This is a genomic window from Wenyingzhuangia gilva, from assembly GCF_030519655.1.
Classification (GTDB): Bacteria; Bacteroidota; Bacteroidia; order Flavobacteriales; family Flavobacteriaceae; genus Wenyingzhuangia; species Wenyingzhuangia gilva.
In genome coordinates, this window is the sequence record NZ_JAUMIT010000005.1 from 287244 (window position 1) to 299344 (window position 12101).

Genomic DNA, 12101 nt, shown 5'->3' on the forward strand with positions numbered 1-12101 from the left:
TTTGTGAAGTTAAACGGTTGTGGACTGATGTTTTTTTTCATTCACCGATAGTAACGGGTACTTAAACTAATTCTCTAAAAATAACTTTCAATGTGTCTGTACTTTTGATGTATAATTTAAAACAAACTATTATGAAAACTGGAATTATTATCCCTTGTTATAATGAAGCAAATAGATTAGATGTAAATGAATTCATCCGTTTTGCTAAAGAAAATAAAAATTACCACATCTGTTTTGTAAACGATGGAAGTAAAGATCATACTTTAGAAGTTTTAGAAAATCTTCAGCAACAATCATCAGACAATGTAACGGTGATTGATGTAAAAATAAATGCTGGAAAAGCAGCTGCTGTAAGAACTGGAGTAAAGTACTTAAGCAGAATGGAAGAAATTGCATATATCGGTTTTATGGATGCAGATTTGTCTACAGATTTTAATGATTTTGAAAAATTAGTAAGAACCTTAAAGTTTAGAGAAGAATTGACTTTTGTCTACGGATCAAGAGGTAAAGGAGAAGGACAGATAGAGAGAAGTTTCTTCAGAAGTCTTTTTTCTAAAATGGTAAAAATGATTGTATTGATGATTTTAGGTTTGCCAATTGAAGATACACAATGTGGAGCCAAAGTTTTTAAGAAAGAAATTATTGGAGTTGCATATAAAGATAAATTTTTAACTCGTTGGTTGTTTGATGTAGAGATTTTTATCAGACTAAAAAAATACTACGGAAAACAAGTTGTTATGAATAAAATTTATGAGCAACCATTAACAAGGTGGGTGCATGTAGATGATTCTAAACTAGGTGTAAAAGATGCTATTCAAATTCCTTATATGTTACTTTCTATATGGTTTTCATATAGTGTAGGTAAAGTTATAAGTAATTAATCAAATGGTAAGTATCTAAAAATATAAGGTTTTATAAGTAAATATTAATCAAGGCAATAAGTTTGTTAAATTACTTAACCTTTAGAAATGATCCATTCGTCGACAGTAAACGACCACTCACCTAATGTTGGACTCAATATTAATGATATAAGATTATTTTTGAAGTATGTTTAAAGGTATTGATAGCAGTTTTTTTTACTGTGTAATTTGTGTGAGTTAAAAATGAACCTTTGGTGTTTTCTTTCATATATAATCAATGCTTTTTAAATGGAATAAATCTAATAACTCATTTAACTAATGTTAAATGAGTTAAATGAGTAAAAATATTAACATAAATCAGTTTGTTAAGAGTAAATAAAAAATTATTTTTGTTCTCGATTTAGAAAATTGATATATGTCAGTGTTTTAATAATCAAAAATTATGAAGGCTAAAAGTTATAAAATATTAGTTTTATTAGCAGCGGGTATTGTCTTTTCGGCTAATGCAGCTCCAGGGCCTCCACCTCCGCCTCCAGGATTACATCCTCCAGCTCTACCTATAAATATGGGTGTGGTAGTATTAATATTAGCAGCTGTAGGATTGGGAGTAACCAAGTTGAAGAAACAAACGATATAAATAAAAAAGCCACTCATTGAGTGGCTTTTTTATTTGTTGTAACAATTTTATTAAATGCTATATTTGGCTATTTTCTTTACATATTTTCCTAATACATCAAATTCTAAGTTTACTTTTGTGTTTATTTTATAGTGTTTAAATCTAGTGTTTTCATAAGTATAAGGAATAATAGCAACACTAAACGTATTTTCTCCAGAGTCAACCACTGTCAAGCTTGTACCGTCTATAGTAATAGATCCTTTTTCAATGGTTAAATTTCCAAGGGTTTTATCATACTCAAAACTAAACTGCCAACTTCCGTTTTTGTTTTCAATATTAGTACAAATACCAGTCTGATCTACATGTCCTTGTACAATGTGTCCATCTAACCTATCACCAAGTTTCATTGCTCGTTCTAAATTCACAACATCATTTATTTGTAGTGTGTCTAAATTTGTCTTTTCAAGAGTCTCCGCAATAGCTGTAACGGTGTATTCGTCTTTATCAATCTTTACTACAGTTAAACAAACACCGTTGTGTGCAACACTCTGATCAATTTTTAGTTCGTTGGTAATATTTGAAGAAACAGTAATGTCTAAATTGGTGTTTTTGTGTACTAAGTTTTTAACAACACCGGAGGTTTCAATAATTCCTGTAAACATGATGTATATGATTTTAAATGACTAATTTCGTACTCCAAAAGTAATATATAATGAGTGATAATCGTATAATAAGAGTAGGAATCTCTGTTGGTGATTTGAATGGTGTAGGAATAGAGTTGATTTTAAAAACATTTGAAGATAAAAGAGTGTACGATTTGTGTACACCTGTTGTGTATGCATCAGATAAGGTGATGTCATTTTACAAAAAACAATTAAAGTTTAATTATCCAATAAATTTTATAGCAGATGCCCAAGGCATAGAAGAAGGAAGGTTAAATGTTATAAAGGTATGGGATGAAGTGGTTGAATTACAACCAGGGATACCGACACAAGTATCGGGTCAAAAAGCTTTTGAATCATTAGCGGCTGCCACAGAAGCTATAAACAAAGAAGAGATAGATGTGCTTTTAACCGCTCCAATAAGTAAAGATAATATTCAGTCAGAGGAATTTAGTTTTCCAGGACATACGGAGTATTTAGAATCAAAAATTGATGGCGAAAGTTTAATGATTTTAATGTCAAAAGACATCAAAGTAGGATTGGTTACAGGGCATATTCCAGTTTCTCAAGTTTCCGAAGCATTGAACAAAGAACTAATTTGCAAAAAAATTGATATTATGTATCAATCATTAATGCAAGATTTTGGAGTCTCAAAACCAAGAATTGCTGTTTTAGGTTTAAATCCACATTGTGGAGATCACGGAGTAATTGGTAAAGAAGATGATGAATTAATTCGTCCAATATTAGAGGAATATCAAGAAAAAGGTCAGTTGGTTTATGGGCCTTATGCAGCAGATGGTTTCTTTGGAAATCAATCTTATCAAAAATTCGATGGAGTTATTTCTATGTATCATGATCAAGGATTGGTTGGGTTTAAAGCCATTTCGTTTGGTGAAGGAGTTAATTTTACCGCAGGTTTAGCTAAGGTAAGAGTGTCTCCAGACCACGGAACAGCCTTTGATGTTGCTGGAAAAGGAATGGCAAATACTTCCTCATTTCAAGAGGCTTTGTATAAAGGAATTTCAATAATTAAAAAGAGAAAAGAGTACGAAAAATTGACGGCTAACAGTTTAAAAACTAAAAAGTAAGAAATTAATCATTTAGTTTTTGAATCAACAAAATGTTTTTATATCTTTGCCGGCTCAAATTGATGTTTTTATATGAAAACACTTAGTGAATTTAGGATACCTTTTATAGGGTTGAAAGAAGGAAAACACCAGTTTGATTTTCAAATTGATAGAAAGTTCTTTGATGCTTTTGAATATGATGAGTTTGAGGAGGTTGATTTTAATGTTCGTTTAGAGCTAAATAAAAAAACAACCTTATTAGAGTTAAATTTTGTTGCAAATGGAAGTGTAAAAGTTCCTTGTGATGTAACAGGAGAAGATTTTGATCTAGAAGTTAGTGGTAGGTTTTCGTTAATTGTAAAGTTTGGAGAAACTTTTAATAATGATGTAGAAGACTTATTAATTTTACCTCATGATGCATATCAAATAGAAGTGCAACAATATATATACGAGTTAATCGTGTTGTCTGTACCTCAAAAAAGAGTAAAGCCAGGAGTCTCACGTAAAGAGATTAAAGATGCACAAGAATTTGAAAAGCAATTAAAGAAGAAAGAAGTAAAAAAAGAACAATTAGATCCAAGATGGGATCAGTTAAAACAATTATTAGATAAAAAATAAAAATTTATAGCAATGGCACATCCAAAGAGAAAAATCTCAAAAACAAGAAGAGATAAAAGAAGAACTCATTACAAAGCTGTAGCTCCACAAGTTGCTGTAGATCCAACTACTGGAGAAGCACACTTATATCATAGAGCTCACTGGAACGAAGGAAAATTATATTACAGAGGTCAAGTTGTTATTGACTCAACTGAAGCTGAAGCATAGTTAATCGTTTTTACATGTATTAACAAAGAAACCCTCATTTTATGAGGGTTTCTTTGTTAATTTGAACAAATATTGACAAAAAAAGGAGCCTTTTTAATCAAGATTTAGAAATAAATTTTATTACTTTGGCTTTTCATATTGTTTAAAGATTTCTTAACAATCAATTTATGGCAAAGATTAGTGCTGCTATCACAGCTGTTGGAAAATATGTTCCTGATTATGTATTGACTAACAAAGAGTTAGAGCAGATAGTAGAGACAAATGACGAGTGGATTACCTCTCGTACAGGAATCAAGGAAAGGAGAATCTTAAAAGACAAAGATAAACCAACCTCTTATTTAGCAATTAAGGCTGCTGAAGATTTGATTCAAAAGAAAGGATTAGACCCAAAGGAAATTGACTTAGTTTTGGTTGGAACTGCTACACCTGATATGAATGTAGCGTCTACGGCAGTATATGTGGCCACTCAAATTGGAGCTATAAATGCATTTGGTTATGATTTACAAGCAGCATGTTCAAGCTTTTTATATGCAATGTCTACAGCAGCAGCATATATAGAATCTGGTAGATACAAAAAGGTGTTAATTATTGGTGCCGATAAAATGTCATCTATTATAGACTACGAAGACAGAGCAACATGTATTATCTTTGGTGACGGTGCAGGAGCTGCATTATTTGAACCAAACACTGAAGGTTTAGGATTACAAGATGAATACTTAAGAAGTGATGGAATTGGAAGAGAATTCCTTAAAATGGAAGCTGGTGGATCTTTAAATCCTGCTTCTCATGAAACAGTAGATAATAAACAACATTATATAAGACAAGAAGGTAGAACTGTATTTAAGTATGCCGTTTCTAATATGGCCGATGCTGCGGTAAAGGTTTTAGAAAGAAATAACTTGACTAATGATGATGTAGATTGGTTGGCTGCACACCAAGCAAACACAAGAATTATTGAGGCAACTGCTAACAGAATTGAATTAGACAAATCAAAGGTAATGATGAATATTCAGTATTATGGAAATACTACATCAGGTACTTTACCTTTATTGCTAGCAGATTACGAAAAACAACTTAAAAAAGGTGATAATATAATATTTGCTGCTTTTGGTGGCGGATTTACATGGGGAGCTACCTACTTAAAGTGGGCTTATAACTCATAAAATAATTAATTAACTTTAAAGAATACGCACTTAATATAAACGATTATGGAATTAAAGGACATTCAGAATTTAATTAAATTCGTGGCAAGATCTGGAGCTAACGAAGTAAAATTAGAAATGGAAGATATTAAAATCACCATTAAAACAGGGGAGGGTAAAACCGAAACTACTATTTTACAACATGCAGCACCATTATCTATGGCAGCACCAGTAGCTCAAGCAGCACCTGCTCCTGCAGCACCAGTTGCTTCAGACTCACCAGCACCTGCTCCTGCTGCTGAAGATTCAAAATACATTACAATTACGTCTCCAATGATTGGTACTTTTTACAGAAAACCATCTCCTGACAAACCATTGTTTGTTGAAGTAGGTGATACTGTTCAAGCAGACTCAGTAGTTTGCGTAATTGAAGCAATGAAGTTATTCAACGAAATTGAATCTGAAGTATCAGGTAAAATCGTAAAAATATTAGTAGAAGATAGTACTCCAGTAGAATTTGGACAGCCATTATTTTTAGTAGATCCATCATAATTACTGATGCGTTTACAAGATTTAAGTACTAACTACTAAAAGAAAAAAAATGTTTAAAAAAATATTAATAGCCAACCGTGGTGAGATTGCTTTACGTGTTATTAGAACATGTAGAGAGATGGGAATCAAAACAGTAGCTGTTTATTCAACTGCAGATCAAGATAGCTTGCATGTTCGTTTTGCAGATGAGGCGGTTTGTATTGGACCTGCTCCAAGTTCGGAGTCTTATTTAAAGATGGTAAACATTATTGCAGCTGCAGAAATTACCAATGCAGATGCAATTCATCCAGGATATGGATTCTTGTCTGAAAATGCAAGATTTTCTAAATTATGTCAAGATCACGATATTAAATTTATTGGAGCTACTCCAGAAATGATTAATAGAATGGGGGATAAAGCCAATGCTAAATCTACCATGATTGCTGCAGGAGTACCTTGCGTACCAGGTAGTGAAGGAGTGATTGAAGATTTTGAAACATGTGAAAAAGTAGCATTGGAAACAGGTTACCCTGTCATGCTTAAAGCTTCTGCTGGAGGTGGAGGTAAAGGGATGAGAGCTGTTTGGAAAGCAGAAGATTTAAGAGATGCTTGGGATTCTGCACGTCATGAATCAAAGGCAGCTTTTGGAAATGATGATATGTACATGGAAAAGTTAATTGAAGAACCACGTCATATTGAAATTCAAATTGTTGGAGATGCATATGGAAAAGCATGTCACTTATCAGAAAGAGACTGTTCTGTGCAACGTCGTCATCAAAAACTAACAGAAGAAACACCTTCTCCATTCATGACAGATGAGTTGAGAGAAGCGATGGGAAATGCTGCTGTTGCAGCTGCTGAGTACATTAAGTACGAAGGAGCTGGGACTGTTGAGTTTTTGGTAGATAAGCATAGAAATTTCTACTTTATGGAAATGAATACTCGTATCCAAGTAGAGCATCCAATTACAGAAGAAGTTGTTGATTACGATTTAATTCGTGAGCAAATTATGGTAGCAGCAGGAATTCCAATTTCAGGTAAAAACTATTTTCCTAAATTACATTCAATAGAATGTAGAATTAATGCAGAAGATCCTTTTGCTGGGTTTAGACCTGCACCAGGTAAAATTACTTCTTTTCATGCACCAGGAGGGCACGGAGTTCGTTTAGATACTCATGTTTATGCTGGGTATACCATTCCGCCAAACTACGATTCAATGATTGCAAAGTTAATTTGTACTGCGCAAACTCGTGATGAAGCCATCAACAAAATGAAACGTGCTTTAGATGAATTTATTATTGAAGGAATTAAAACAACAATTCCTTTTCATCGCCAATTAATGGATCATCCAGATTATGTAGCAGGTAATTATACCACTAAATTTATGGAAGATTTTGTGATAGAAAAAACAATATAAATTAAGTTTTATAAGTCAAAAAAGAGAGCGCTGTAGAGCGCTCTCTTTTATTTTTATGTAAATTTATTGTCATGAAAATATTAGTTGTTTATACAGGGGGAACTCTTGGAATGGTAAAAGATGAAATATCTGGAGCTTTAAAACCTGGAAGTATAAAAGGAATAGAACACTTTCTTGAAAAGGAGAATTTTTTAAATCATTGCCATTTAACATCTACTAGCACTTTGGTGGATTCTTCTAATTTTAATAAAAAATATTATTCTGAATTAAGCGTTATCATTAAACAAAACTATTCAAAATATGATGCTTTTTTAGTTTTAATGGGAACAGATACGATGGCTTATATAAGTTCATTGTTAAGCTTTTGTATTAGTGGCCTTGCTAAACCAATCATATTTACAGGAGGTCAAAAAACATTGTATGAGCAAGATTCTGATAGCGTAAAAAACTTAAAAGGAGCGATTCAAAAGTTGATAGAAAATAAATTTCCTAATGAAGTTGGAATTTACTTTTCAGAACAATGGCACAGAGCAGTTTGTACAACGAAGCATCATACAAAAGATTTTGATGCATATGTTTCAATTATTAATCATTCATATATAGCAGATTTAAGTGAAGAATTTAGTGTTGTAACTAAAGTTTCGGCTAACCCAGTAATTATAAAAATAACTCCTTTTAATGACGAGAATTTGTTGTTTACACTTTTGAAAGATCAAAAAATTAACATAATCATATTAGAAATATTTGGTTCTGGTAATATGCCAGAGTTTTCAGAGGGGCTAAAAAGGTTGTTTAAAGAGAGAATTAATGAGGGGTTAAAGGTTGTTGTAACCTCACAATGTATGTATGGAGGCCTAGAAATAGGTAGATATGAATCTAGTTTAAACATCTCATCATTAGGGGTTTTAAATGCAGGAAGTATGACAAAAGAGTCTATTGTCGGGAAATTGATGTTCTTGGTCGAAAAAAAATTAAATATTCAAGAGTTTAGGACAATCTTTGAGAATTCTGTTCGAGGTGAATAGAAAATTGTTAACAATATTTAACAATATATTATTTTTTAAAGTAAACATTTTTTTGTTACTTGCTCATCGTTTATCAATTATCATTAATAGTATTAATTAAAATAGAAATGAAAAAAGTTTTTAGTATCCTAGCTGTTGCAGGATTATTGTTTTTAGGGACTTCAAATGCATTTGCACAAGAAGAAGAAGCTACTGTAGATTCTACAAATGTAGCAGCAACTGAAAATGTTGCAAATGAAGAGACGGCGGCTACTCCAGAAAAAGCGGAAGAAGCTGAAGCTCCAAAAGTTGAACCAACTTTTCACCAAGTATTAAAACAACGTTTTATTGAGGGTGGTGCTGAATTCATGGGAATTGTATTGGTTGCGTTAATTTTAGGATTAGCTATTGCTATCGAAAGAATTATTTATTTAAACTTAGCTACTACAAACACTAAGAAATTAGTTGCGAAAGTAGACGAAGCATTGTCTTCAGGTGGTTTAGATGCTGCAAAAGAGGTTTGTAGAAATACAAAAGGACCTGTTGCTTCTATCTTTTACCAAGGTTTAGATAGATCATCAGAAGGAATCGATGCTGCTGAAAAAGCGGTTGTTGGTTACGGAGGAGTTCAAATGGGATTATTAGAGAAAAATATCTCTTGGTTATCTTTATTTATCGCCTTAGCACCGATGTTAGGATTCATGGGTACAGTAATTGGTATGATTGAAGCTTTTGATGCAATTCAAGTTGCAGGAGATATTAACCCAGCGGTAGTTGCAGGAGGTATTAAAGTAGCCTTATTAACTACTGTATTTGGATTAGTAGTAGCAATTATATTACAAGTATTTTACAATATTATCGTTGCAAAAGTTGATAGTATTGTTAACAAGATGGAAGATGCTTCTATCTCTTTAATCGACTTATTAGTTAAATACAAAAAATAATATTCATTATGAGTAGTAAATTATCAAAAATATTAACCGCTATAATTTTTGTTATTGCTGTTATTGCTGCTGTATTGTTTATTAACGTATTTATTGCTGAGGAAGACGAATTATATTCAAAGGTAAATCCTTTGGTAGAATTTTCAGCATGGTTGTTATACATTACATTAGCTATAACTTTAATATTCTCAGTGGTGAATATATTTAAACATCCAGAAGAAATAAAAAAGATAGTAATCAATTTAGCCATTTTAGCGGCTGTTTACTTTGTAGCATATCTTACAGCATCTGATGCTGCTGTATTAAATGTTCAAGGGCAAGTGTTAAAAGGTGGTGATGCTGGGTCAGTATCAAAATTAATCAGTACAATTATTAACTTTAGTGTATACTTAGGAGTTATTGCAATTGCTGCTGTTGGTTTAGGTACCGTTAAAACAGCAATTAAATAAACCTGATTTATGGCAAGAAGAGAAAATAGTGAAATTAATGCAGGTTCAATGGCAGATATTGCTTTCTTGCTGCTTATCTTTTTCTTGGTAACAACAACTATGGATACCGATTCTGGTATTCTAAGAAAATTACCAGAAAAACAACCAGAGAATGTAGATCCGCCACCAGTAAAGCAGAGAAACATATTTGAAGTAAACATCAACCGTTTCGATCAATTATTAGTTGAAGAAGAAGAAGTGAAAATTGGTGAATTAAGAGAATTAGCAGTTAAATTTATTGACAACGGAGCAGGTAAAAATGCAGAAGGACAGGTTTGTAATTATTGTGAAGGGGAAAAATCAGAATCATCTTCTGAGCATCCTGCAAAAGCAATAATTTCGGTTCAAACTGCGCAAACAACTTCTTATGGAATGTATATTTCGGTTCAGAATGAATTGTTGGCAGCCTACACGGAGTTAAGAAATAGATATGCAAAAAAATATCTACAAGGAAAATATAAAGGACTTTCGTATTCTGATTTGTTAAAATTACAAAAAGGAGATGTAGAAAATCCAGATTTAGATGCTGCAATCGATCAGATTAAAAAGGCATATCCTGAGATATTATCTGATGCTAAACCAATAAAATAATAAGCAATATGTCAAAGTTTGGAAAGAAGAAAAAAGAAGTGCCCGCAGTAAACACTGCAGCATTGCCGGATATTGTATTTATGCTTTTGTTTTTCTTTATGGTATCTACTACGATGCGTGAAACATCTTTATTAATTAAAAAACCAAAATTGCCTAGTGCAACTGAAGTAAAGAAGTTAGAACACAAAAGTTTAGTAAGTACTATTTATGTAGGTAAAGCTGTTAATCCTTCAGAAGGAACTGGAGATAAAATCCAGTTAAACGATAAAATTTCTACAGTAAATGATATTGTAAATTTTGTGTATTCTGAAAGAGATAAGCATGATGCTGAAGAGCAGAAAGCAATGGTTACCTCTATCAAAGCAGATATGAAGACCAATGTTGGAACCATCTCAGATATCAAAGATGAATTACAATCAGTTAATGCATTAAAAATTAGTTATTCATCTAGTTCAGGTGATGTCGCTAATAATTTTAAATAATAAAAAAGCAGTGCCAAAAGCACTGCTTTTTTATTGTCTTTATATGATAAAATTTTAACGAATAGGTTTTCGAAACTTATTTATTTTGTTGTATTTTTCGGATCAATTGTTGTGTATCTTGCGCAACATAAAAATTATAATAATTAAATACTAAAAATATGAGCGTTATAGTTAACATTCACGCAAGACAAATTTTTGACTCTAGAGGTAATCCAACTGTAGAAGTTGATGTAATTACTGAAAATGGAGTTTTAGGTAGAGCTATTGTTCCTTCTGGAGCGTCTACTGGAGAGCATGAAGCCGTAGAATTAAGAGACGGTGGTTCTGACTTTATGGGGAAAGGTGTTTTAAACGCTGTTAAAAACGTAAATACTGTACTTGCTGAAGAATTAATAGGGTTTTCTGTTTTTGAACAAAATGCTATTGATAAAGCAATGATTGATTTAGACGGAACTCCAAATAAAGCTAAATTAGGAGCTAACGCAATTTTAGGAGTTTCTTTAGCGGTTGCTAAAGCTGCTGCTAACGAATTAGATATGCCTTTATATCGTTACGTAGGTGGTGTTTCTGCTAATACTTTACCTGTTCCTATGATGAACATCGTAAATGGTGGATCCCACTCTGATGCTCCAATCGCATTCCAAGAGTTTATGATTATGCCAATTAAAGCTAAAAACTTTACTGAAGCATTAAAAATGGGAACTGAAATCTTCCACAACTTAGCTAAGATTTTACACGGACGTAATTTATCTACTGCTGTAGGTGATGAAGGAGGATTTGCTCCAACATTTGATGGAACAGAAGATGCTATTGAAACAGTATTATCTGCTATTGAAAAAGCTGGATATAAGCCAGGAGAAGAAGTGAAATTAGCTTTAGACTGTGCTTCTGCTGAATTCTATGAAAATGGAAAATATAACTATGCTAAATTTGAAGGTGAAGGTGGAGCAGTTCGTTCTTCTAAAGAACAAGCTGAATACTTAGCTGAATTGGCAAGTAAATATCCAATCATCTCTATTGAAGATGGTATGGACGAAAATGACTGGGAAGGATGGAAATACTTAACTGAATTAATTGGAGATAAAGTTCAATTAGTTGGTGATGATTTATTTGTAACAAACGTAGAGCGTTTGGCTACAGGTATTGAAAAAGGTATTGCTAACTCTATCTTAATTAAAGTAAACCAAATTGGTACTTTAACTGAAACTATTGCAGCGGTAAACATGGCACACAATGCTGGTTACACTTCTGTAATGTCTCACCGTTCTGGAGAAACTGAAGATACTACTATTGCTGATTTAGCTGTGGCATTAAACACAGGTCAAATCAAAACTGGTTCTGCTTCTCGTTCTGATCGTATGGCTAAGTACAACCAATTAATTAGAATTGAAGAAGAATTAGGTGAGGTAGCCTATTTTCCACAAGCTAAAGCTTTCAAAATTAAAGCTTAATTGCTTTCAATAAATATTTAA

General features: G+C 32.5%; 15 protein-coding genes. 13 read left to right on the forward strand and 2 right to left on the reverse strand.

The window, feature by feature from the left end; genetic code table 11:
* Positions 1 to 131: 131 nt before the first annotated feature.
* Positions 132 to 881 carry a dolichyl-phosphate beta-glucosyltransferase gene (locus QVZ41_RS11255; protein WP_302884676.1) on the forward strand — a complete coding sequence of 250 codons (750 nt, stop codon included), beginning with the start codon at positions 132 to 134 and terminating at the stop codon, positions 879 to 881.
* A gap of 435 nt (positions 882 to 1316) precedes the next feature.
* Here the strand turns inward: QVZ41_RS11255 and QVZ41_RS11260 are convergent, their stop codons facing one another.
* The gene (locus tag QVZ41_RS11260; RefSeq protein ID WP_302884677.1) at positions 1317 to 1514 is read right to left on the reverse strand and encodes a hypothetical protein; all 198 of its coding nucleotides are present in this window, start codon (positions 1512 to 1514) and stop codon (positions 1317 to 1319) included.
* A 33-nt stretch (positions 1515 to 1547) separates the two neighbouring features.
* The gene (locus QVZ41_RS11265) at positions 1548 to 2138 is read right to left on the reverse strand and encodes a riboflavin synthase (RefSeq protein WP_302884678.1); all 591 of its coding nucleotides are present in this window, start codon (positions 2136 to 2138) and stop codon (positions 1548 to 1550) included.
* A 50-nt stretch (positions 2139 to 2188) separates the two neighbouring features.
* Between QVZ41_RS11265 and pdxA the strand changes: the two genes are divergently transcribed.
* From pdxA to eno, 12 genes are all read left to right on the forward strand, one after another.
* The gene (gene pdxA, locus QVZ41_RS11270) at positions 2189 to 3226 is read left to right on the forward strand and encodes a 4-hydroxythreonine-4-phosphate dehydrogenase PdxA (protein ID WP_302884680.1); all 1038 of its coding nucleotides are present in this window, start codon (positions 2189 to 2191) and stop codon (positions 3224 to 3226) included.
* A 72-nt stretch (positions 3227 to 3298) separates the two neighbouring features.
* Positions 3299 to 3823, forward strand: a complete 525-nt coding sequence (locus tag QVZ41_RS11275; protein WP_302884681.1) for a YceD family protein — start codon at positions 3299 to 3301, stop codon at positions 3821 to 3823.
* Positions 3824 to 3835: 12 nt separating this feature from the next.
* Complete coding sequence (gene rpmF / locus QVZ41_RS11280) at positions 3836 to 4030, forward strand: 50S ribosomal protein L32 (RefSeq protein WP_068827521.1); 195 nt, start codon at positions 3836 to 3838, stop codon at positions 4028 to 4030.
* Positions 4031 to 4197: 167 nt separating this feature from the next.
* Positions 4198 to 5193, forward strand: a complete 996-nt coding sequence (locus QVZ41_RS11285; protein WP_302884682.1) for a beta-ketoacyl-ACP synthase III — start codon at positions 4198 to 4200, stop codon at positions 5191 to 5193.
* A gap of 45 nt (positions 5194 to 5238) precedes the next feature.
* The gene (accB, locus tag QVZ41_RS11290; RefSeq protein WP_302884683.1) at positions 5239 to 5724 is read left to right on the forward strand and encodes an acetyl-CoA carboxylase biotin carboxyl carrier protein; all 486 of its coding nucleotides are present in this window, start codon (positions 5239 to 5241) and stop codon (positions 5722 to 5724) included.
* Between the two features lie 49 nt (positions 5725 to 5773).
* On the forward strand, positions 5774 to 7120 hold the full coding sequence (gene accC, locus QVZ41_RS11295) for an acetyl-CoA carboxylase biotin carboxylase subunit (protein ID WP_302884684.1): 1347 nt from the start codon (positions 5774 to 5776) through the stop codon (positions 7118 to 7120).
* A gap of 71 nt (positions 7121 to 7191) precedes the next feature.
* Positions 7192 to 8145, forward strand: a complete 954-nt coding sequence (locus QVZ41_RS11300) for an asparaginase domain-containing protein (RefSeq protein ID WP_302884685.1) — start codon at positions 7192 to 7194, stop codon at positions 8143 to 8145.
* A gap of 107 nt (positions 8146 to 8252) precedes the next feature.
* Positions 8253 to 9068, forward strand: a complete 816-nt coding sequence (locus QVZ41_RS11305) for a MotA/TolQ/ExbB proton channel family protein (protein ID WP_302884686.1) — start codon at positions 8253 to 8255, stop codon at positions 9066 to 9068.
* Between the two features lie 8 nt (positions 9069 to 9076).
* Complete coding sequence (locus QVZ41_RS11310) at positions 9077 to 9517, forward strand: hypothetical protein (RefSeq protein ID WP_302884687.1); 441 nt, start codon at positions 9077 to 9079, stop codon at positions 9515 to 9517.
* Positions 9518 to 9526: 9 nt separating this feature from the next.
* Positions 9527 to 10147: an ExbD/TolR family protein gene (locus tag QVZ41_RS11315; protein WP_302884688.1), complete on the forward strand. Its 621-nt coding sequence runs from the start codon at positions 9527 to 9529 to the stop codon at positions 10145 to 10147.
* An 8-nt stretch (positions 10148 to 10155) separates the two neighbouring features.
* On the forward strand, positions 10156 to 10629 hold the full coding sequence (locus tag QVZ41_RS11320; protein WP_302884689.1) for an ExbD/TolR family protein: 474 nt from the start codon (positions 10156 to 10158) through the stop codon (positions 10627 to 10629).
* 158 nt (positions 10630 to 10787) lie between these two features.
* Positions 10788 to 12080, forward strand: a complete 1293-nt coding sequence (gene eno / locus QVZ41_RS11325) for a phosphopyruvate hydratase (RefSeq protein ID WP_302884690.1) — start codon at positions 10788 to 10790, stop codon at positions 12078 to 12080.
* Positions 12081 to 12101 lie beyond the last annotated feature (21 nt).